21 protein-coding genes are annotated in these 21,758 nt (G+C 35.5%); 13 read left to right on the forward strand and 8 right to left on the reverse strand.

Annotation, left to right across the window (positions count from 1 at the left end):
• Nucleotides 1-37: 37 nt before the first annotated feature.
• A complete protein-coding gene (locus tag SHYC_RS05795; RefSeq protein ID WP_039645256.1) occupies nt 38-1,264 on the reverse strand; it encodes a S1C family serine protease in 1,227 nt (408 codons plus the stop codon).
• Between the two features lie 155 nt (nt 1,265-1,419).
• Between SHYC_RS05795 and SHYC_RS05800 the strand changes: the two genes are divergently transcribed.
• Entirely contained in the window at nt 1,420-2,037 is a 618-nt protein-coding gene (locus tag SHYC_RS05800; RefSeq protein ID WP_039645258.1) for a lysophospholipid acyltransferase family protein, read from the forward strand.
• Between the two features lie 123 nt (nt 2,038-2,160).
• Nucleotides 2,161-3,294 carry an HAD family hydrolase gene (locus SHYC_RS05805; protein WP_039645260.1) on the forward strand — a complete coding sequence of 378 codons (1,134 nt, stop codon included), beginning with the start codon at nt 2,161-2,163 and terminating at the stop codon, nt 3,292-3,294.
• Nucleotides 3,295-3,398: 104 nt separating this feature from the next.
• Here SHYC_RS05805 and serA read toward each other — a convergent pair whose 3' ends face one another.
• The 3 genes from serA to SHYC_RS05820 form a co-directional block, all read right to left on the reverse strand.
• The gene (gene serA, locus SHYC_RS05810) at nt 3,399-4,991 is read right to left on the reverse strand and encodes a phosphoglycerate dehydrogenase (protein WP_039645263.1); all 1,593 of its coding nucleotides are present in this window, start codon (nt 4,989-4,991) and stop codon (nt 3,399-3,401) included.
• A complete protein-coding gene (locus SHYC_RS05815; RefSeq protein WP_039645265.1) occupies nt 4,981-6,141 on the reverse strand; it encodes a pyridoxal-phosphate-dependent aminotransferase family protein in 1,161 nt (386 codons plus the stop codon). The genes serA and SHYC_RS05815 overlap by 11 nt, the downstream gene beginning before the upstream one ends.
• Nucleotides 6,142-6,230: 89 nt before the next feature.
• Complete coding sequence (locus SHYC_RS05820) at nt 6,231-6,677, reverse strand: SACOL1771 family peroxiredoxin (RefSeq protein ID WP_039645267.1); 447 nt, start codon at nt 6,675-6,677, stop codon at nt 6,231-6,233.
• 76 nt (nt 6,678-6,753) lie between these two features.
• On the opposite strand from SHYC_RS05820, the gene SHYC_RS05825 reads away from it, so the two are divergent.
• On the forward strand, nt 6,754-7,497 hold the full coding sequence (locus tag SHYC_RS05825) for a glycerophosphodiester phosphodiesterase (RefSeq protein ID WP_039645269.1): 744 nt from the start codon (nt 6,754-6,756) through the stop codon (nt 7,495-7,497).
• 125 nt (nt 7,498-7,622) lie between these two features.
• Here SHYC_RS05825 and SHYC_RS05830 read toward each other — a convergent pair whose 3' ends face one another.
• From SHYC_RS05830 to SHYC_RS05840, 3 genes are all read right to left on the reverse strand, one after another.
• Nucleotides 7,623-8,576 (reverse strand): ornithine cyclodeaminase family protein, encoded by a 954-nt coding sequence (locus SHYC_RS05830; protein WP_039645271.1) that lies wholly within the window; start codon nt 8,574-8,576, stop codon nt 7,623-7,625.
• Nucleotides 8,577-8,739: 163 nt separating this feature from the next.
• Complete coding sequence (gene rpsD / locus SHYC_RS05835) at nt 8,740-9,342, reverse strand: 30S ribosomal protein S4 (protein ID WP_039645273.1); 603 nt, start codon at nt 9,340-9,342, stop codon at nt 8,740-8,742.
• 214 nt (nt 9,343-9,556) lie between these two features.
• Nucleotides 9,557-10,015 (reverse strand): GAF domain-containing protein, encoded by a 459-nt coding sequence (locus tag SHYC_RS05840; protein WP_039645276.1) that lies wholly within the window; start codon nt 10,013-10,015, stop codon nt 9,557-9,559.
• A gap of 176 nt (nt 10,016-10,191) precedes the next feature.
• Between SHYC_RS05840 and ezrA the strand changes: the two genes are divergently transcribed.
• The 9 genes from ezrA to SHYC_RS05885 all read left to right on the forward strand — a co-directional run bounded on the left by ezrA (nt 10,192) and on the right by SHYC_RS05885 (nt 19,879).
• The gene (ezrA, locus tag SHYC_RS05845) at nt 10,192-11,895 is read left to right on the forward strand and encodes a septation ring formation regulator EzrA (protein WP_039645278.1); all 1,704 of its coding nucleotides are present in this window, start codon (nt 10,192-10,194) and stop codon (nt 11,893-11,895) included.
• Between the two features lie 174 nt (nt 11,896-12,069).
• Nucleotides 12,070-13,206, forward strand: a complete 1,137-nt coding sequence (locus SHYC_RS05850) for a cysteine desulfurase family protein (RefSeq protein WP_039647620.1) — start codon at nt 12,070-12,072, stop codon at nt 13,204-13,206.
• Nucleotides 13,203-14,423 (forward strand): tRNA uracil 4-sulfurtransferase ThiI, encoded by a 1,221-nt coding sequence (gene thiI / locus SHYC_RS05855; RefSeq protein WP_039645280.1) that lies wholly within the window; start codon nt 13,203-13,205, stop codon nt 14,421-14,423. The genes SHYC_RS05850 and thiI overlap by 4 nt, the downstream gene beginning before the upstream one ends.
• Before the next feature lie 21 nt (nt 14,424-14,444).
• Nucleotides 14,445-15,218, forward strand: coding sequence for a sulfite exporter TauE/SafE family protein (locus SHYC_RS05860; RefSeq protein WP_039645282.1), 774 nt, complete (start codon nt 14,445-14,447; stop codon nt 15,216-15,218).
• Between the two features lie 180 nt (nt 15,219-15,398).
• Nucleotides 15,399-16,385 carry a signal peptide peptidase SppA gene (gene sppA / locus SHYC_RS05865; protein ID WP_039645284.1) on the forward strand — a complete coding sequence of 329 codons (987 nt, stop codon included), beginning with the start codon at nt 15,399-15,401 and terminating at the stop codon, nt 16,383-16,385.
• Nucleotides 16,386-16,949, forward strand: a complete 564-nt coding sequence (locus SHYC_RS05870; RefSeq protein ID WP_231912808.1) for an RDD family protein — start codon at nt 16,386-16,388, stop codon at nt 16,947-16,949. It abuts the gene before it with no gap.
• 67 nt (nt 16,950-17,016) lie between these two features.
• Nucleotides 17,017-17,511, forward strand: coding sequence for a thiol peroxidase (gene tpx / locus SHYC_RS05875; protein ID WP_039645286.1), 495 nt, complete (start codon nt 17,017-17,019; stop codon nt 17,509-17,511).
• Between the two features lie 140 nt (nt 17,512-17,651).
• Complete coding sequence (locus SHYC_RS05880) at nt 17,652-18,599, forward strand: class I SAM-dependent methyltransferase (protein WP_039645288.1); 948 nt, start codon at nt 17,652-17,654, stop codon at nt 18,597-18,599.
• Between the two features lie 83 nt (nt 18,600-18,682).
• Nucleotides 18,683-19,879 (forward strand): acetate kinase, encoded by a 1,197-nt coding sequence (locus tag SHYC_RS05885; RefSeq protein ID WP_039645290.1) that lies wholly within the window; start codon nt 18,683-18,685, stop codon nt 19,877-19,879.
• Nucleotides 19,880-19,972: 93 nt separating this feature from the next.
• Here SHYC_RS05885 and SHYC_RS05890 read toward each other — a convergent pair whose 3' ends face one another.
• Entirely contained in the window at nt 19,973-20,473 is a 501-nt protein-coding gene (locus SHYC_RS05890; protein WP_039645293.1) for a universal stress protein, read from the reverse strand.
• Nucleotides 20,474-20,620: 147 nt separating this feature from the next.
• Between SHYC_RS05890 and ald the strand changes: the two genes are divergently transcribed.
• A complete protein-coding gene (gene ald, locus SHYC_RS05895) occupies nt 20,621-21,736 on the forward strand; it encodes an alanine dehydrogenase (protein ID WP_039645295.1) in 1,116 nt (371 codons plus the stop codon).
• The last annotated feature ends 22 nt before the right edge of the window (nt 21,737-21,758 follow it).

Genomic DNA, 21,758 nt, shown 5'->3' on the forward strand with positions numbered 1-21,758 from the left:
CCGTATCAGAAATGAATCTGATATGGGACTTTTTAGTTTAGTTAGATGAATCGAGTGTTACTTTAACTTTAATTGATTTTCCATCACGGTTAACAGTAAATGTAACCTGATCACCTGGTTTTTTATCTTTATAAAGATATCCGCGTAAATCTGAATCACTTTCCACTTTGTGACCATCTAGCTCTGTAATAACATCCCCACGTTTTAAATCAATACCTTGTCGAGGGACGTTTGCGACATAAACACCTGAATTAGTATCTAAACGACGTTTGTAGTTATCAGGAATATCTGCAACGTTTATCATTTCAATACCAATTGAAGGACGTTTAACTTCACCATTATTAACAAGCTGTTCGATTACTAGTTTTACTTCATTACTTGGAATTGCAAAACCAATACCTTCTACTTGTGGGGCAGCAATTTTTAAAGTATTTATCCCTACAAGATTGCCATTTAAATCTACTAACGCACCACCTGAATTACCTGGATTTATTGCGGCATCTGTTTGAATCACATTAACCTTATTGCCACCAGCAGCTGTATCCGTCGTAATGGTACGTTCTTTCGCAGAAATTATACCTGAAGTTACTGTGTTAGCAAATTCTAAACCTAACGGATTTCCCATCGCAAAGACACTATCACCCGTTTTAACTTTACTAGAATCTGCAAATGACATTGTTTTAATATCTTCACGGTCTTTAATTTTTAGCACTGCTAAATCTGTTAAAGAATCTTTACCTACCAATTCAGCATCAACTTGATGTGAGTTGTGCAATTGGATCTTAATAGACGAGGCACCTTCAATGACATGATTGTTCGTTACAATATAGGCGTTTTTACCGTCTTTTTGATAAATCACGCCAGAACCAATACCTGAGGGTTTTGATTTCGGTGATTTACCTTGTATTAAGTCCTCTAAATTTTGTGCTTTTTGGACATTAATGACTCCGACAATAGAAGGGGCTTTATCATTAATCATTTCGTTGACTGTTTTATATTTTGTACTTTTACCATCGAGATTGCTTCCTCCAGAACCTTGATGGCTTTCATTAACTTGAGAGCCTGAGTTCGATGAGAAATGTGACGAAACATTTGAAAACAGTTGCACAATTCCAAAAGCGAGTAAACCACCGATTAAACCTGCTGCAAGCGCAATGAGTATCGTTTTAAACCATGGAAATTTTGATTTCGTACGGTAATGTGGTTGAGGGGGGTGGTGTTGATTCGATTGTTGTGAAGGATTAAAATTATCTTCTTCTCTCATAAAATACCTCCTTTATCACTATTATGCAATGTTACAAGCGATTTGACCAGTCAAGAGTCCTCCATCTAAAGTCTTATTTTGAATTGTAGTTGTTGAATTGGAAAGTAAATGATAGAATTTAAAGGGTTATAGTACGAAAAGAAGTGGGTGTTTAAATGTTATACAAATTTATTGCAAAAGCATTAGATCATATTATTGTAAAACGATTACACAATTTAGAAGTGGTAGGTTTAGACCAAAAGCCAGTATCCAATCGCTATGTTGTTACATGTAATCATGAAAGTTATAATGAAATTATTTTATTAGGATTAGCACTTTATCCAAATGAAATCCATTATATGGCGAAACAAGAATTATTTAAAACAAAGTTAATGAATCGCTTTTTTACAGCTTTAAATGCTTTTCCAGTCAATAGAGAAAACCCTGGACCAAGCACACTTAAAATACCTGTTAAAATATTAAATGCGAATAAAACTGTGGGAATTTTTCCTTCTGGCCACCGTACTTCTGTTGAAGTTCCTTTAAAACGAGGAGCTGCAACGATTGCAATGTTAGGTAAAGCGCCAATCCTACCAGCAGCATATGTAGGACCAACTAAAATTTTACATATGTTTACGAAAAAAGCATATATCAAATTCGGCGAACCAATTGATACAACAGAAATTCCAAAAGCATTAACGCGTCAAGAAAAAGTAGACTATATTACTACGATTTTGACTGAGCGTACACGTGAGTTACAAAAAGAGTTGAATGCCTACGTAGAGGCTAAATAATATCTGATAAATGGGCAAGAAGATTATAAAAAATAACCATGCTTTATGGTATTTATAATTAACTTGCTCATTTTTTATGTTATAGTTACTTTATCTGAAAATTCTGTTTATGGAGGTTGCGAGATGGATAGAGTCATTTTATTTGATGTAGATGGTGTTTTTTTAGATGAGAGTAGATGTTTTGATGTGTCTGCATTGGCAGTTTATGAACTGCTATTTGATAAAACTTATATGAATTTAGGTTCAAAAATAGATTTATCACGAATTCAAGATTCGCAAATTCAAGCAATTCGCAAAGAAATTTTTGAAGATGATTTAATTTTAAATAAGCTTAAATCGTTAGGTGTGAACTCTAATTGGGATATGTTATTTATCGTGTTTTCAATTCATTTGATACATTTGTTAAAGCAACTGCCTTTAGAAGAACAAATTTCATTTTTGGAATCAGAGATTATTACACAATCTCAGTTGCAAAACATAGGTTTAAAAGTGACGCAAAAAGTGATTGATTTTGCCAAACCTTTAGATTTTCTAAATCGTGCTGCTCAAGGTAAAAAAGAGCTTTATCATGCTCTGATGTCGTATGCAAAATCACACTTAAACTACGAGAATGTCGCACTTTTCGACATTCAAAGTCCATTATGGCAATTTGCGCAATCGATTTATCAAGAATGGTACTTAGGGGGAGCGTTGTTTGAAGAAATTGAAGCGCAACCGGCAAAAACGAATTTTAAAAAGGGATACATTTATAACGAAAAAGTGATTGTCCCTGTTGAAGAAATAAAGGATTTACTTCATACGCTTAAAGACGAGGGATATCGCGTAGGTATTGCGACAGGACGAACACGAGCAGAAACATTGATTCCATTTGAGGCATTAGGTATTTTATCGCTATTTGACGAGTATCATATTGCTACCGCAAGTGAAGTGATAGATGTTGAAACAGAATATCCAGAATTAAAACCCTTAGGTAAACCTAATCCTTTTACCTATCTTGTAGCGTTTTTCGGTAATGATAAAAAATCTTACGAGGATTATGCAACAAATCAAGAGAATCGTGTTAACAAAACACACGTTACGATTGTTGGAGATTCTCTTGCAGATTTACTGTGTTCTAAAAAAATAAACGCGACTTTTATTGGGACATTAACGGGTTTAAAAGGAAGAGAGGCCAAAAAAGAATTAGAGGCACATCAAGCAGATTACATTGTCAACAATGTGCTTGATATTAAAAACATATTATTATCGAATAAATAACGGTTTATAAAATGACAACGTTAGCCGATGCCATTGCATGTTAAACATTTAAAAGCTAGAAGTGTATGGAAATCATGAAATTTCATCCACTCCTAGCTTTTTGGTTATGATTTTAATGTGACAGGGGTTACAGAATGAAACCCTTCAATATTTAATAAATCATTTTCAACATCATCATGAATAGGGTTATCAATAGATAAAATCATCATTGCTTTTCCACCAACGTGTGTACGACCTAAATGCATAGAAGCAATATTAACGTCATATTCTCCTAGGATTTGTCCAGTTTTACCAACAATACCAGGACGGTCATGGTGATGAATTAAAAGTTGATATTGTTCTGGCTTAAAATCAACAGGATAATCATTAATTCTAACAATTCGAGGGCCAAAACCGTTGAGTACAGTTGCACCTATTTTGACACGATCACCTTTATTAATGAGTTCTAATTCAATATAGTTACTAAATCCTTTTTTGCGTTTCGTTTTTTCAATGGTATATGTGACATTTTGTTCATTTAAAAGCACTAATGCATTGATTAAATTGACATGATCACCCATATCTTGTTGTAATACACCTTTTACAAGTGTACGTGTAATTAGACTCGTGTCATCTAAAGCCAAATCTCCTGCGTACGTAATTTTGAGTTCACGTGGCGCTTTTGGTAATAATTGTATACCCACTTGTCCAGTCATCTTTGCGAGTTGGACAAAGGGTTGCAACGCTTCATCTTCATTAAAAATAACATTTGGCGCATTGACTGCATGAGAAATATTTTGATGTAACAATATATCTACAATGTCTTGAGCAACTGAAACTGCTACCTTTTCTTGTGCTTCAATTGTTGATGCGCCGAGATGAGGCGTGACAATGACTTTAGGGTGACGTGTTAATGGGGAATGCGTTGCGGGTTCATTTTCAAAAACATCTAAAGCTGCCCCGGCGATTTGATTGTGATTTAGCGCTTCAATCAATGCTGCTTCATCAATGATACCTCCACGTGCGACATTAATAATTCTTAAACTTGGTTTAGCTTGTTGAAAGAATGATGCACCAATAATTCCTTTTGTTTTTTCAGTTAATGGGGTATGTACTGTAACAAAATCAGCGCTTTGAGCAATCTCATCTACTGTTGCACGTGTAAAATCAAGTTCTTTTGCTTTGTCCTCAGATAGATAAGGGTCATACGCTAAAATTGACATCCCAAAACTTTGAAGGCGTTTAGCTACACCGATGCCAATACGTCCTGTGCCGATGACGCCTAAAGTTTTACGATATAATTCAGTCCCTCTAAAAGACTTTCGATCCCAATTCCCTTGAGTTAATGAAGCGTGTGCTTGAGGTATATTTCGAGCCATAGCTAAAATCATTGCTACTGAATGTTCAGTTGCAGAAATGGTATTGCCATTTGGGGCATTAATCACAATAATCCCTTGTTTTGTTGCGAATTCAAGATCGATATTATCTACACCTACGCCTGCACGCGCCACAACTTTTAATTGTTTACCTGCTTTTAAAATTGCCTCTGTAACTTGTGTTTGACTGCGAACGATAAGTGCATGAAATTCTGGAATACGTTGAATAAGTTCATCTTCGCTCAAACCAGTATCATGGACGACATGAAAATGAGCGTCATCAGTCAGCGCTTTTAAGCCATCTTCTGAAATTGGATCTGCGACAAGTACTTTATATAACATCTTTTAAAACCTCCATAAACGCAGTAGTGCCTTTTCCGACTAAAGATTCCTGTCTATGTTTAGTCAAAATAAGTTCTAAAGCTGAAATAAATGATAATAATGTAAACGGCGAAACATCAGCCATATGTCCCACACGTAAAATGTGACCTTTTAAATGGCCTTGACCTCCCGCAATAGTAATATTGAACTGATCTTTTAGCGCATTTTTAATTGTTACTAGTTCCGTATTATTTTTGGGCAAGAAAGCTGTAACAGTGGGGGATGCGACCTCATCTTTTACCAAGAGCTCAAGATCCAATGCGTTTAAAGCTACACGGACTGCATCACGTAATTGATAATGTTGTTGTACGATGTTTTCAAACCCGATGGCGTCAATATAACGTTTATATGCGATAACGCCTCGAAATGCTGAAATGTTTGGTGTATACGGTGTAGATGATTGCTGCAAAGATTTATGATGTTTTGACAAATCTAAATAAAACTTAGGCATTTGATTGTGTTGGAATGCCTTTAGCGCACGTTCGTTATATGCGACAAAAGCTATACCTGGAGGTAACCCCATCGCTTTTTGGCTTCCTGATACTAGAATATCAATTTGATCACGCTGCATATTAACATCAACAGCACCGATGCAACTCACACCATCAACTACATAAAAAATGGATGCATCAAAATGTTTTAATGCAATTCCTAGTTCAGCAACAGGATGTAAAACTGCAGTAGATGTTTCACAATATTGTGTAAAAACAGCTTTGATGTGATGACCTAAATGTTTGATAAAGTTCATAACTTCCTCTGTATCGAAAGCTTCTCCCCAGGTAACGTGATATACATGGACGTTTGAATAATATGTTTGAGCAATTTGCTTAAAACGGTTTCCAAATGCGCCAGAGACAATCACTACAATATGGTCTTCAGTATCAAGTAAATTCACCATACTTGCTTCGAGTGCGCTTGTACCACTGGAAGAAAGTATCATGACATCATGTTGACTCCCAAAAACCACTTTAAGAGCATGGAAGGCTTCCTTAGCAATTTTTTCAAAGTCGGATGAACGATGTCCCACCATGGGTAAATTCATTTCAGCTTGAATATGTGCGGCAATAGGTGTTGGGCCAGGTGTTAATAATGTGGGATGATTAAAGTACATAAGAAACCTCCTTGAGTAAGATTTTTTAATTTTAACAAATATTCAGATAAATTAACAGAAAAAATTTCACGGAACTTTTTTTCGTGAAATTAAATATAAATTAATGGATTGATTTTAATTGGCACGTTTCCGCGTAAGCTATTAGAGACCATACAGTTACGATCGGCAATATGAAGCAATCGTTCCAAGCGTTGATGAAGTTTTTGTTTTGATTCGAAATCTTGTACATAAATATTTACATGGTGTGTGATTTCTTCCATAGTAAATATTTGGTGTCTTAATGAGGCTGTACCAATTGTAGACACATTTAACTTTTTCACTTTAATATGGGCACGTTCTAACGTTGCTGCTAACGATATTGTAAAACAACTCCCAGCAGCGCTGACTAATAATTCGTCAGGGTTTGTACCGATGCCTGTGCCACCAAGACTGTTGGGAATAGAAAATTGTTCGTGAATCTCATCACCATGAAGTTTACCCACACTATTGCGTCCACCTTGCCATTCGAAATTTACTTTAAATGCGTGTTGAGTCATTTCAGTTCATTCCTCCTAATATTATGTTAAGTTAAGTGTAGTAGAATTTTGTATCATTTGAAAGGATGTATCGTGAATGAAATTGAGTAAACCATTTAAAGGCTTTAAAATAGTTGCACATCGAGGTTTAGCTGAAACCTATCCTGAAAATACGAAAGTGGCCTATCAAGCTGCGCTCGGAAGACATATCGATATGCTTGAAATTGATTTACATATGACTAAAGATGGGGCGCTCGTTGCAATACATGATGAGACTATTGATCGTACTTCAAATGGGAGGGGAGAGATAAAAGAATATACTTTAGATGAATTGCGACAATATGATTTTGGGAGTTGGAAAGCATCGTTTAAACATGAAGACATTATGACTTTTGATGAAATTTTAACACTTTGTAAAAATTATTCGAAAATGCTATTGATAGAGATTAAAACACCGAGAAAGTATCCAGGTATTGAAAAAGCGGTCATTCAAAAAATAAAAAATCAACAGTTTCCTCATCATCGTGTAATTATTCAATCTTTTGATATGAAATCCATTCAACAATTGCATGCATTAACGCCTTACATCACGTTAGGTGTTTTAATTAGTAAACGAAAATACTGGCTCAAACAACCACCATTTAAAGACATAGCGGAGTTTGCTGATTTTGTAAATCCAAACTATAAATTGGTGAATCCTAAATTTATGCAACGTGCACATTGCGAAGGGCTCAAAGTGATGCCATATACCGTTAATACATTAGATGTAGCCAAACACATGATTAAATTAGGTGTCGATGGTCTAATTACAGATGCACCACACCGACTATTCAAACTATAAATTTACATACTAAAAAAGGATAATGAAAATGATACGAATTCATTTTCATTATCCTTTTTTAATTCAATATGCATCTATTGGGATATTTGTTCATGAATATCTTTAAGATTTCATGCACGACTGTATTATAGGTTATTTAATTGTTGATAGGCGCCGATTGCGACTGCTAAATCAAAATGTGCTGCACCCACACATTTAAAAATTGTGATATCTTCAGTTGCTTGACGTAACATGTTCTGGTTTAAAACGATTGATTTTAAATCACCATCTATGTCATTAAATTGGAAAATATGTCGTTTATTTGCCTCAATAAATTCGCCCGCTTCTTCTTTCACACCTTCAATATCATCAAAAACGATATGGTTAGCGTATGGGAATAGTTGATAATCCATTTCTATCATTTCAGGTCTATAGGAGCCAATTCCATTAATATGTGTACCAGGTTGAATGTCTTGAGCTTGAAACACAGGAGTTGTAGATTGTGTTTGGCAATTAATAATATCTGAATGACGTGCCAAAGTTGTCACATCTTTGGCTACTTCAACGTCTAGATGGGGGAATATTGCTTCAATGCGTGCTTTGAATAAATTTGCTTTTTCCGTTGTACGATTATAAAGTAAAACTTTTTTGATAGGTCGAACCTCTAAATTTCCTAATAGTTGTTCGTAAGCCATACCTCCAGTACCGATTAAACCAAGTGTTTCACTTTCTTTATTACTCATATATTTTGAAGCGATGCCACTTAGAGCACCTGTACGAAGTCGGGTTAAGTAACTACCATCGATGCTAGCAAGGTGTTCGCCAGTGTTAATATCGGTCAAAATGATATTAGCTTGTGTCGTAGGACGTCCGTGTTGAGGGTTATTAGGTGTAATGGAGGTGATTTTTATCATACCAAGCTGTTTTCCTTTATGAATAGAAGGCATATATAACATCGATTGTGCACCTTCACCGGTTGGAATCACTAGACGCTGTGTTTGTGTTACATGTTCAATATCTTTGAATAAGTCTTCAATATCCCTAATCGCATCTTTCATTTGGTATGCTGATTTGACGTCACTTTCATTCCAAATCTTCATTGACTTTCACTCCTTCACTTTTGATGTTAGTATACGTAAAATTATATACAAAGTAAAAGGGGGTATAAAAGTACGAATGGTCACCTTAAAAAAAGAATCGAATATCCGCACTGTAAACATATAAAAACACCACCATGCATCGCATGATGGTGTTTGGAACATATTAACGAGAGTAATACTCAACGATTAATTGTTCATTAATTTCAGCTGGTAATTCGCTACGCTCAGGAAGACGAACGAACGTACCTTTTAAGTTATCAGCATCAAATTCTAAGTAATCTGGAACGAAATTGTTAATTTCGATTGATTCTTCGATGATTGCTAATTTTTGTGATTTCTCACGTACAGTGATAACTTGACCAGGTTTTAAAGTGTATGATGGAATGTCAACACGTTTACCATCTACTTCAACATGACCATGACCTACTAATTGACGTGCTTGACGACGTGTACGTGCTAAACCTAAAGCATAAACAACAGCGTCTAAACGACTTGCTAAAAGGATCATGAAGTTTTCACCGTGAATACCGCCTTGTTTACCAGCAGCTTCAAAAGTGTTACGGAATTGTCTTTCAGTCATTCCGTATAAGTAACGTAATTTTTGTTTTTCACGTAATTGTAATCCATACTCAGATAATTTTTTACGTTGTGTTGGACCGTGTTGTCCTGGTGCATAAGGACGTTTTTCTAATTCTTTACCAGTACCTGATAATGAGATACCTAAACGACGAGATTTTTTCCAGCTTGAACCTCTGAATCGAGCCATAATTGACTCCTCCTTTTTCTTTTTTGTTGATATGAAAAAACAAAAAAGAGTGTTAAATGCTCATAAAGATATAATATTTTGTGTGTCCTCACCTCATAGCTCCGGTTACACGACACGTCCACTTTGGGAATATCATAGCGCCTTATAATATTTAACTGCTATTTTCGTTTTTCACACAAAGTCCATTTTACCATGCTCTAGATAAAAGTCAAGGCTAAATATGTTTTTCTAATACCTTTACAACTTCTACTAAACCTTTTTCATCGTGGACTTGAAAACGATTTTTAACGGGTGCATCAATATCTAACACACCAATAATGGTTTCATCTTTATGTATCGGGATAACGATTTCTGATTGGCTATTCGCATCACAGGCGATGTGTCCGGGAAATGCATTCACATCAGAAACACGTTGGACGGCATTTTGTTTTACTGCGGTCCCACATACGCCACTTCCGATTTCTATGTGAACACAAGCCGGCTTACCTTGAAATGGACCTAATATGAGAGCATCGTTTTTCATTAAATAAAAACCCACCCAATTTATTTGATCTAAATTTTCGTTTAATAAAGCTGAAGCATTGCTAAGGTTCGCAATTAAATCTGTTTCACCTGTTAACAACGCATCCAATTGGCGTACTATAATATCATAATTTGTTTCAATATTCACAATAAACCCATCTCCCTTAAAAATATTAAAATTATTATAGCCTTTTCATTTGTTCGACGCAATTTAGATGCAAACTATGGTAAAATTTTAAAAAGTCTATCTTTATTAAAGATTTCATTTTAATGCGATTAAGAATTACGTTATAATGAATTTATGTTTGTAGGAGGAGACGAAAGGACATGGCATTATATATTATTTTAGCTATTATTATCATTATATTGGTCGGCATCGGTATCCTTTTTATGATGCGATCAAATAAAAGAAAAATGATTCAAACTGCGGAAGATCGTAAAGTGAAGTTAAATGACCTTACATATGATGAAAGCTTACATAAATTAGAACGCTTAAATATGACAGGTCAAACGAAAGCTGAATACGATGCATTAAGTGATTCTTGGAAATCATCACTTAATGACTACTTAATGCCAGTTGATGAAAAAATCCATGAAGCTGAAGTGAATTTAGATAAATTTAAATTTACGCAAGCTGAAACGGATATCAAAGATGCACATGAAATGATGGATGCATATGAAGCAAAACATCATGAATTGACCGAGAAAGCGGACAAAGTACTGCAAATTCATCATGAGAGTGATCAATTGTATGATCAAACGAAAGAAGAGCATCGCAAACTAAAACGTGAAGTTTTAGCCAATCGCCATCAATATGGTGAAGCGGCAGCACCACTTGAAAAAGAAATTGAACAAGTAGAGCCAGAGCTTGCACTTTATGAAGAATTAAAAGAAGACGGTAACTATCGACAAGCACATCAACATATTAAAAATTTAAATGAAGATTTAACATATTTGAATGAAGATATGAAAGAGATACCGGAACTGATTCGTGAAGCACAAAAAGAATTACCGGGACAATTTCAAGATCTTAAATATGGTGTTCGTGATTTAAAAGTAGAAGGATATGACCTAGATCACGTGAAGGTAGACAGTCAACTCCAATCATTAAAAACAGAATTAAGTTTTGTGGAGCCGATGATTAGTCGTCTTGAGTTAGATGAGGCGAATAAAAAATTAGAAGACATCAATGCGCAACTGGATGAGATGTACGACTTAATTGAACATGAAGTTAAAGCTAAGAACGCAGTCGAAGAGTCAAAAGAGCGCATCACTGATGATTTATTCCATGCGAAAGATATGAACTATACGTTACAAACTGAAATTGAATATGGTCGCGAAAATTATTATATTAATGAAAGTGATATTCAGAGTGTACGCCAGTTCGAAAATGAGATTCAAAATTTAATTTCAGTTTATGATGAAATTTTAATGGAAATGGCTAAATCTTCTGTACGTTACAGTGAAGTTCAAGACAATTTGAAGTATATTGAAGATCATGTCGATGTTATTAATGAAAAGCAACAGAAATTGCAAAACCACTTAGTATCGCTTCGTGAAGATGAAGCAGAAGCTGAGGAACACATTTTGCGTGTTCAAAGTAAAAAAGAAGAAATATATCGTCGTTTACTTGCTTCAAACCTTACGAGTGTCCCTGAAAGATTTATCATTTTAAAAAATGAAATTGATTATGAAGTAAGAGAAGTTAATGAACGCTTTAGTGAGCGTCCAATTAACGTACAACATTTAAAAGATAAAGTGAACAAAGTTGTACTTCAAATGAATAAATTCGAAGATGAAGCAAATGACGTCTTGATTAATGCGGTGTTTGCAGAAAAATTAATACAATATGGTAACCGTTACCGTAAAGATTATCACGATTTAGATAAGAGTCTTAATGAAGCTGAACGTTTATTTAAAAACAATCGTTATAAACGATCAAGTGAAATTTCTGCTCAAGCCTTAGAGCGAGTGGAGCCTGGAATTTCAGATACAATTGAACAAGAAGTAATGAAATTACAAACAACATAATTAATCGTATCAGAGGTGAAGCCCAAGGTTTCACCTCTATTTATTTGTAGTGTATAAATTTAATATTGACCTAAACGGATAATTTTAAGACAATAGCTCATATGTGTGTCATGTATGATGTAAAATTGTAGTACAATAAAACTATTCAAAATTGAATCGAGGAGTTCTTGAATGATGTTATATTTTGACAATGCTGCGACAACGCAACCAGAGGCAGACGTGTTAAATAGTTATATCAAAGTAAATCAAAAATTTTACTTCAATCCCAATAGTCCTCATGCAAAAGGAGTTGAGGCAGCCCGCCTATTGGATGAAGCGCGTTTACAGATTAAGCAATCTTTAAAACTAGATGATGAAACGATTTTATTTACAAGTGGTGCTACAGAATCAAATAATATGGCATTAAAAGGTGCTGCATATCAAAAAAGACCTTTTGGTAAAACCATCATTACGTCAGTCTTAGAACACCCTTCTGTACTAGAAGTGATGCGGCAATTAGAAACGGAAGGTTTCGTATTAAAATATGTCAACGTTACTCAACAGGGTAAAATCGATCTATCTCATTTAAAATCACTTATGCATTCTGATGTCATATTAGTAACGTGTATGCAAGTTAATAATATTATGGGACAAACACAACCCATTAATGAAATCGTGCGCTTGTTATCCGCATATCCTAAAGTTCATTTTCATGTTGATGCTGTCCAAGCGCTAGGTAAACAACCAGTATCGATGAACGGTATCGACAGTTTGTCAATTAGTGGGCACAAATTTAACGGATTAAAAGGACAAGGATTATTAATTTTAAAAAATGCGCATGCTATAACGCCAATCATTCATGGTGGTGGACAAGAGCTAGGGTTGCGTAGTGGAACAGTCAATCTTCCAAATAATGTTGCACTTGCAAAAGCGATACGATTGGCAACATTAAATCAAAGTAACTTAATGCGCCATTTACAACAGATAAATGACATCATACGAGAGCGCCTCGAAAATTATCCAGGCATTGTCGTTAATTCTCCCTTTGACGCATCACCTCACATTTTAAACATTAGCTTTCCAGGTGTGCGAGGAGAAGTTCTAGTTAATGCATTCTCAAAGCGAGGCGTTATGATTTCAACGACAAGTGCATGTTCATCCAAACATGCTAAAATAAATGAGGTTTTAAATGCGATGCAAATTGATAAAACGAATATATTAGGAAGTATACGTTTATCATTCGATCATCACACAACATTAGAAGATGTTACATTATTCTTTGAAAAATTAACCGAAGTATATCAAGAAGTAGAGGAGTTGCTAAGAAAATGATTTATGATCATCTTCTAGTTAGATACGGAGAATTAACTTTAAAAGGTGCAAACCGTAAAACGTTTGTTAGTCAATTGCGTTCAAATGTAAAACGCGCATTAATGCCATTGAAAGGTTATGAGGTAAAAGCAAATCGAGATCGTATGTATATCGAACTTGAGGCACATGCAGATATTGAGGAAATGATATCACGTATATCTAAGGTTTACGGTGTGCATTCCATTAGCCCAGTTCTTAAAATTGAAAAATCAATGGATGCAATGTATACACATGGTTGTTTAATTGCGGATGATTTTCAAGCGGGTGATAGTTTTAAGATTGAGGTCAAACGTTCTGATAAACAATTTGAATATGAAACGTTTGCCATACAACGAATGGTCGGCGGGGCAATACTAAAACACCGCAATGATATACATGTTAATGTTCGTCAGCCTGATCATGAAATTAAAATTGAAGTACGTCTCGATGCGGTTTACATGTACGATAAAGTCATCCCAGCTATCGGTGGTTTGCCAGTAGGAACTGGTGGTAAAACATTGCTTATGTTATCTGGTGGTATTGACTCGCCAGTAGCTGGGATGGAAGTAATGCGTAGGGGTGTAACGATAGAGGCGATTCATTTTCACAGTCCACCATTTACAAGTGAAAAAGCTAAAGAAAAGGTGATTGAATTAACACGCATTATGGCAGAACGGGTAGGTACAATTAAACTACACATCGTTCCATTTACAGATGTACAAAAACAGGTGCATAAGGTCGTACATGAACGTTATACGATGACCTCGACACGTCGGATGATGATGCGTATCGCGGATAAAGTGGTTCACCAAATTGGTGCAGATGCAATTGTTAATGGAGAAAATTTAGGGCAAGTAGCGAGTCAAACACTTAAGAGTATGTACGCGATAAATGCCGTTACATCAACGCCTGTGTTACGTCCTTTATTGTCACTAGATAAAGAAGAGATAATTAATAAAGCAAAAGCATTAGGTACGTTTGAAACATCTATACAGCCATTTGAAGATTGCTGTACTATTTTCACACCTAAAAATCCAGTTACAGAACCTCAATTTGATAAAGTAATCAAATATGAATCTGGATTTGATTTTGAGCCAATGATTGAAGAAGCTGTCAACGGAATCGAAACATTAATCATTGATAAGAACTATCACCTTCATCAAGAAAAACAAAATGAATGGGAAGATGATTTATTTTAGACTGTCATAGAGGTGAATGGGATGGAGTTAGATATCACTGTTATTATCATTGCAATGGGTCTCGCATTTTTAGCTGCATTTATTGATGCAGTTGTTGGAGGCGGAGGCTTAATTTTAATACCTGGCTTACTGGCGTTAGGATTACAACCGGCCACAGCATTAGGAACGAATAAAATGGCCAGTGCGTTCGGATCTTTAACGAGTGCATTCCGATTTGTACGAGCGAAGAAAGTGGATTTACCACTTGTAGGGAAGCTTTTTCCATTATCTTTCTTAGCTGCAGTTGCTGGCACGTCTTTAGCTGTTTATTTACCATCCAATGTACTCAAACCCCTTGTTATAATTATTTTAAGTGGTGTGTTAATTTATACATTATTAAAAAAAGAGTGGGGTGCAACGCGTACTTATTCGAAATTGTCGATGATAAAAGCATTTATGTTTGTCCTTTTAATTGCTCTCATCGGGTTTTATGATGGCTTTCTGGGTGGTGGCACTGGATCCTTTTTAATGTTTGCACTTCTAATTATTGGTTTTGATTTTTTAAGTGCTGCTGGAAATGCTAAAGTGTTAAACTTCGCATCAAATATAGGCGCACTATTAATGTTTATGTATTTAGGACACATTAACTATGTTCTTGGTATTATTTTAGCAATCAGCTCAATATTAGGTTCATATGTAGGCGCGCAATTTGCAATACGTAAAGGGGTAAGTTATGTGAAAGTATTGTTTGTTGTGGTTACTTTGATACTTATTTTTAAAAATGCTTATGATTATTTGAAAGCATGGTTATTTTAATTCACATTATAATTTTATGATTACAATTCAAAAAGAATTGAGCCTCATCTGTGCTCAATTCTTTTTTACTTTGAGCGATGTAAGTCTAAAATTTATTTTTAATATCCTTTTTCTAAACTAAGTAAAAAATGATAAAATAACTAAAAAAGCATATTTATTTAAAGCGAAAGGGAGTATTGTATGTCTAAAAGAATTGTGGCGATTATTTTAGCGGCTGTTATTGTCATGAGTGGCATTGTAATGAGTATTGTTACAACGCTGGCTTCGAATTTTTTTAATGGTGGTATGACTGATTTTGATCAAGTCCCGACAACTGTCGTAAAAAATGGCAGTCCATCTCATCAAATTGCTGAGGTTGTTGTAAAGGGAGAAATCACTGGTAATGCGTCTGGCGGGTTGCTTGGTGGTGAAGGATATAATCATACGTTAATTTTGAAACAGTTGGATACAATTAAAAATGATGACTCAATAAAAGGGGTTTTGTTGACTGTAAACACGCCAGGTGGTGGTACATATGAAAGTGACGAATTGTATCAAAAGCTTAAAGAAGTTAAAACTAAAGGGAAAAAAATATATGTCCAAATGGAAACCATTGCTGCTTCTGGAGGATACTATATTTCAATGCCTGCAGACAAAATTTATGCAGGACCTCAAACATTAACGGGATCCATTGGGGTAATCTCACAATCTATGGATTACTCGGAACTGTTAAAAAATCTTGGCATTAAAACGAATACCATTAAATCAGGAAGTCATAAAGACATTATGAGTCCGCAACGTGAAATGACTAATGAGGAACGAGATATTTTACAATCTATAAATAAAGATAGTTTTGATCAGTTTGTAAACGTTATAAAAGAAGGACGCCATATGTCGGAAGATAAGGTGCGCAAATTAGCTGACGGGCGTATTTATAGTGCACAACAAGCTAAAGCACATCATTTAATAGATGAAATCGGATATAAAAACGAAGCACTTAAAGCAATGAAAAAAGAATTGAAGTTAAAAAATCCTCAAATCATTACATTCGATACATCACAACAAGGTTTGGGGTCGTTATTTGGCATTAAAACCACTTTTGAATCCTTGCAAACGAATGTTAAGCAAATAAAGAATATTTTAAATAATCAATCGGATACGCGTCCAATGTATTTATACGAGGGGTAGGTGAAAAGTGTGACGGTAAATAATCAAAATGAAAATCCTACTCAATACAGAGGAGATTTTCAAGAAGTAAGGCCACCTGTCATGACGAAGTATCAATATGAATTAAATGCATTTTTTTATGCTGGATTCGGACGACGCTTTTTGAGTTATTTAATCGATCTTTTAATTATTTGGTCCGTATCAAGCATTATAATCAAACCTATATTAGCTCTTACAGGGGCGGAGGAATTAAAGCTATGGATTTCATATTTTAGTCTAACACACATTCTTGACGCGTTAATCTATTTTCTCTACTTTGTGTTGATGACAAAATATTTCCAACAAACATTAGGGAAGATGATTTTAGGTATTAAAGTGTACCGCAAAGATTTATGTTCGCCACGTTGGTCAGATGTCTTATATAGAGAATGGGTTGGGCGAATTATTTCAAACATCATGCTTGGATTACCATACCTTACAGTGATGTTTACACCGAAACATATTGGCGTACACGATTATTTTGCTGACACCGTTGTGGTAAAGAATAAATATTTTAAATATATTCAGGAAAATGAAGGTCTATGACGTGCGAAGTGATATAATAATTCGTATAATAAAATTGACTCGGATTTTTTAAGGAGGCAATAGAGTTATGGCACAAGTTACATTTAAACAAAATCCTGTTACATTAATAGGTAACGAGGTTAATGTCGGTGATCAAGCACCTGATTTTAAAGTGGTTGATCAAGGCCTTCAAGGCGTAACGTTATCTCAATTTGACGGGAAGAAAAAATTATTAAATGTGGTACCATCACTTGATACAGGTGTATGTGATCAACAAACACGTAAGTTTAATGAACAAGCAAATGACGAAGATGGTTATGTTCTTACAGTTTCACTTGATTTACCATTTGCTCAAAAAAGATGGTGTGCATCTAACGGTTTAGATAATGTCATCACTTTGAGTGACTATCAATCACATTCGTTCGGTAAGGCTTATGGCGTTTTAATGGAAGAACTGCAATTACTTGCGCGTTCTGTATTTGTTTTAGATGAGAACAACAAAGTCGTCTATAAAGAAATTGTAGCTGAAGGTACGGATTTTCCAGATTTTGAAGCAGCATTAGATGCTTATCGTAAGCTATAACTAGAATTCATGTTTTTAACTTTCTATCAATTTTAGATTTGAGTATAGAAACAATCACTTACGAAGTAAAAGGTGATTGACGAATTTGGGGCGAGGACGTTTAATGTCCCACCCCTTTATTTTTTGAAAGGACGTAAAAAATGACACAATCCACATCTGTAATGGAACAACTGTTTAAAAAGTTGGATGACACTACGAAACAACTAAATGAAGAAAATGGCCAAAGTTTTATAGAAAATTTAGGTTTATCTATGGAACAAATCTATACTAAAGAGCGAGATTTATTGGAACAAGCGACGCTACAAGATCGTCGAAAAGCATTTCAATTTGCTTACTTAAGCCAATTACAAAAAGAAGAAGTACAAGCCAACCATCAAATTACACCAGATTCCATCGGGTTAATTTTGGGCTACTTAATTTCGCAATTTGAATCTGAGGCAAAAGCACTACATATTGCAGACTTAGGTAGTGGTGCAGGTCATCTAAGTGCAACAGTACATGAAGTAATGTCTGAGAAAACACTGATGCATCACTTAGTAGAAGTAGATCCAGTTTTATCACGTCTGAGTGTACATTTAGCTAATTTTTTAGAAATTCCATTCGATGTCTATCCCCAGGATGCTTTAATGCCACTCTCGTTTGAAGAAGCTGATGTCATTATCGGTGATTTGCCAATCGGATATTACCCTGTCGATGAACGCAGTCACGAGATGAAATTAGGCTTTAAAGAAGGCCACAGTTATGCGCATCATTTATTTATTGAACAGTCGATAACAGCGCTCAAACCCTCTGGTTATGCGTTTCTTGTTGTTCCAAGTACATTGTTTGATGGGAATCAGGTGAAACAGTTGCAAAATTTCATTGCAACAGAAACAGTTATGCAAGCTTTCTTGCATTTACCGAGGAATTTATTTAAAAATGAACGCGCTCAAAAATCATTGCTCGTTTTACAAAAGAAAGCGCAAGGTATAACGCAACCTGTGGAAGTTTTGCTTGCGACAATTCCTGATTTGAAACAGCCACAAAACTTTCAAAATTTCTTACGTGAATTAAATGAATGGATGCAAAAAAATCATCCCCAAAAATAATCTGTGGCACTCTTGAAATCAAACTGTGATAATGTTTAAATAGATTTTGGATATAAAACTTATAAATATTGGAGGACGTTTACATGTCTAAGTTAATTTTAGCGATTAACGCTGGTAGCTCATCATTAAAATTTCAATTAATTGAAATGCCTGAAGAAAAGTTGGTCACAAAAGGATTAATCGAGCGTATCGGTTTGAAAGATTCAATCTTCACTATTGAAGTGAACGGAGAGAAAGTGAAAGAAGTTAAAGACATTAAAGACCATGAAGAAGCTGTAAATATGATGTTAGATAGTTTACAAGCACATGGAATTATTAATGACATCAATGATATCGATGGTACAGGTCACCGTGTTGTTCATGGTGGTGAGCGATTCCCTGAATCAGAACTTGTGACTGATGAAGTCGTTGCTGATATTAAAAAATTAACGGACTTAGCCCCATTACACAATCCGGCAAATTTAATGGGTATCGAAGCGTTCAGAAAACTTCTACCAAATATCCCTCACGTAGCAGTTTTTGACACATCATTCCATCAAACAATGCCTGAATCTGCATTTCTTTATAGCTTGCCATATAACTATTATAAAGATTATGGCATTCGTAAATATGGTTTCCACGGTACGAGTCATAAATATGTATCTCAACGTGCTGCAGAAATGTTAGGTAAACCAATCGAAGAATTACGTATCATCTCTTGTCATATCGGTAATGGTGCATCTATTGCTGCAATCGATGGTGGTGAATCTGTAGATACGTCAATGGGCTTCACACCCTTAGCAGGTGTAACTATGGGTACACGTTCAGGTAACATTGACCCTGCACTTATTCCTTTTATTATGGAAAAAACAGGTAAAACTGCAGATGAAGTTTTAAATACACTTAATAAAGAATCTGGTTTATTAGGTATTACTGGTACTTCAAGTGACTTACGTGACATTGAAGATGATGCAAGTCATGGTAATGAACGCGCTGAGCTTGCGTTAGAAGTATTTGCTTCTCGTATTCATAAATACATGGGTTCATATGCGACACGTATGCACGGTGTGGATGTCATTGTCTTTACTGCTGGCGTTGGAGAAAACTCTGATGTAATTCGTGCGCGTGTATTAGAAGGCTTAGAATTTATGGGCGTATATTGGGATCCACGTAAAAACGATGGATTACGTGGTAAAGAAGCTGAATTAAACTATCCACATTCACCAGTAAAAGTTTTAGTTATACCAACTAATGAAGAAGTGATGATTGCGCGTGACGTCATGACATTCGGTATTAAATAAATATATTATACTGAGCTGCCTATCCTTTGAAGGCAGCTTTTTCATATAAAGAAGGGTGGGCACCAAGGCCCACCCTTCTTTATTACGTTTGAATTAAATATTATGATCTTGTAGGAGTTCTTTTGTAGCAACTCGAGGCTCGAATGTTTCTGGGATTTGTTCAGTACGAACAACTAAAACGTCACACTCTGCATGGCGCACGATGGCTTCAGATACAGAACCTACAATAAAGCGTTCCACAGCGTTTAAACCAGAAGTACCACACATTATTAAATCAACACTACCTTCTTCACTTGCTTTTTTAGGGATAATTGATTTTGGTGAACCGAATTCAAGTTTCGTTTCAACATGTGCCACGCCTTCTTCTTCAGCGATTTGACGATATCCATCTAATAACTTTTCGGCAAATGATTTAGACTTCTCTGTGAAATTAGAATCATAAACTTCAAAAGAAGTATACGTACGAGAATCAATGACATTCATGATTGTAAGTTTGGCGTCGTTACGTTTAGCCACTGCTACTGCTTTGTTGAAAGCCCATTCTGCCTCGTGTGAACCATCTACAGCGATTAGAATATTTTTGTACATTAACATGGCAAAAACTCCTTTCTTATTTCACTTTAATTATATCATATTTTTTGTAAATTCTGCCAATTATAATATGTAACCAAAAGAAACGAATCTTATGATTGCGCTTACATAATTCATGCGTTATCATTAACCATGGGAGGTGCAGGGAGAATGAAAATTGGTATTCCTAAGGAAATAAAAAATAATGAAAATCGAGTGGGGTTATCACCAAGTGGTGTCCATGCATTAGTTGAGGCTGGTCATTCAGTGCTCGTCGAAAAATCAGCAGGAATGGGGTCTTTTTTTGAAGATGCAGATTATGTAGAAGCTGGTGCAGTAATCATCGAAAATCAAGCGCAAGTTTGGGATGTAGATATGGTGATTAAAGTGAAAGAGCCTTTGAAAGAAGAATATGGTTTCTTTAAAGAAGGGCTTATTTTATTTACGTATTTACATTTAGCGAATGAACCAGCGCTTACTGAAGCACTCATCGAAAAGAAAGTGATAGCGATTGCTTATGAAACTGTACAATTAGCAGATCGTTCATTACCATTATTAACACCAATGAGCGAGGTTGCTGGACGCATGTCGGCTCAAATTGGTGCACAATTTTTACAAAAATTTAATGGTGGTATGGGTATTCTTTTAGGTGGTATTCCTGGTGTTCAAAAAGGGAAAGTAACCATAATTGGTGGTGGACAAGCAGGTACGAATGCAGCGCGCATTGCTTTAGGGCTTGGTGCAGACGTAACCATTTTGGATGTGAATCCAAAACGTTTACAGCAACTTGAAGAATTGTTTGATGGAAGAGTACATACAATTATGTCGAATCCTCTCAACATAGAAGAACATGTTAAAGCAAGTGATTTAGTGATTGGTGCGGTACTTATTCCAGGGGCAAAAGCACCAAAATTAGTAACGGAAGAAATGATTAAACAGATGAAAGCGGGTTCAGTAGTTGTAGATATCGCTATTGACCAAGGCGGCATTTTCGAAACAACGGATCGCATTACAACACATGATGATCCTATTTATATCAAACATGGCGTAGTACATTACGCAGTAGCGAATATGCCAGGTGCAGTACCACGTACATCAACGATTGGGTTGAACAATGCAACATTGCCATATGCATTACAAATTGCAAATAAGGGGTATGCACAAGCGCTAACTGATAACGTACCATTATCACAAGGTTTAAATACATTTAATGGCTTAGTGACAAATAAAGCTGTTGCCGAAGCGTTTGGCAAAACATTTACGCCAGTTTCGGAAGCGCTTAAATAAATTTTTAAAAATAGATTGAATG

It is taken from the genome of Staphylococcus hyicus (assembly GCF_000816085.1).
Taxonomy (GTDB): Bacteria; Bacillota; Bacilli; order Staphylococcales; family Staphylococcaceae; genus Staphylococcus; species Staphylococcus hyicus.

What these genes read in the sequence shown, in the direction of transcription:
- SHYC_RS05850 (WP_039647620.1), top strand. Translation starts at nt 12,070, where the DNA reads ATGTTATATTTTGACAATGCTGCGACAACGCAACCAGAGGCAGACGTG.
- sppA (WP_039645284.1), top strand. Translation starts at nt 15,399, where the DNA reads ATGTCTAAAAGAATTGTGGCGATTATTTTAGCGGCTGTTATTGTCATG.
- serA (WP_039645263.1), bottom strand. Translation starts at nt 4,991, where the DNA reads ATGTTATATAAAGTACTTGTCGCAGATCCAATTTCAGAAGATGGCTTA.
- SHYC_RS05885 (WP_039645290.1), top strand. Translation starts at nt 18,683, where the DNA reads ATGTCTAAGTTAATTTTAGCGATTAACGCTGGTAGCTCATCATTAAAA.
- rpsD (WP_039645273.1), bottom strand. Translation starts at nt 9,342, where the DNA reads ATGGCTCGATTCAGAGGTTCAAGCTGGAAAAAATCTCGTCGTTTAGGT.
- tpx (WP_039645286.1), top strand. Translation starts at nt 17,017, where the DNA reads ATGGCACAAGTTACATTTAAACAAAATCCTGTTACATTAATAGGTAAC.
- SHYC_RS05890 (WP_039645293.1), bottom strand. Translation starts at nt 20,473, where the DNA reads ATGTTAATGTACAAAAATATTCTAATCGCTGTAGATGGTTCACACGAG.
- SHYC_RS05815 (WP_039645265.1), bottom strand. Translation starts at nt 6,141, where the DNA reads ATGTACTTTAATCATCCCACATTATTAACACCTGGCCCAACACCTATT.
- SHYC_RS05860 (WP_039645282.1), top strand. Translation starts at nt 14,445, where the DNA reads ATGGAGTTAGATATCACTGTTATTATCATTGCAATGGGTCTCGCATTT.
- SHYC_RS05795 (WP_039645256.1), bottom strand. Translation starts at nt 1,264, where the DNA reads ATGAGAGAAGAAGATAATTTTAATCCTTCACAACAATCGAATCAACAC.
- SHYC_RS05825 (WP_039645269.1), top strand. Translation starts at nt 6,754, where the DNA reads ATGAAATTGAGTAAACCATTTAAAGGCTTTAAAATAGTTGCACATCGA.
- ald (WP_039645295.1), top strand. Translation starts at nt 20,621, where the DNA reads ATGAAAATTGGTATTCCTAAGGAAATAAAAAATAATGAAAATCGAGTG.
- SHYC_RS05800 (WP_039645258.1), top strand. Translation starts at nt 1,420, where the DNA reads ATGTTATACAAATTTATTGCAAAAGCATTAGATCATATTATTGTAAAA.
- thiI (WP_039645280.1), top strand. Translation starts at nt 13,203, where the DNA reads ATGATTTATGATCATCTTCTAGTTAGATACGGAGAATTAACTTTAAAA.
- ezrA (WP_039645278.1), top strand. Translation starts at nt 10,192, where the DNA reads ATGGCATTATATATTATTTTAGCTATTATTATCATTATATTGGTCGGC.
- SHYC_RS05830 (WP_039645271.1), bottom strand. Translation starts at nt 8,576, where the DNA reads ATGAAGATTTGGAATGAAAGTGACGTCAAATCAGCATACCAAATGAAA.
- SHYC_RS05805 (WP_039645260.1), top strand. Translation starts at nt 2,161, where the DNA reads ATGGATAGAGTCATTTTATTTGATGTAGATGGTGTTTTTTTAGATGAG.
- SHYC_RS05880 (WP_039645288.1), top strand. Translation starts at nt 17,652, where the DNA reads ATGACACAATCCACATCTGTAATGGAACAACTGTTTAAAAAGTTGGAT.
- SHYC_RS05820 (WP_039645267.1), bottom strand. Translation starts at nt 6,677, where the DNA reads ATGACTCAACACGCATTTAAAGTAAATTTCGAATGGCAAGGTGGACGC.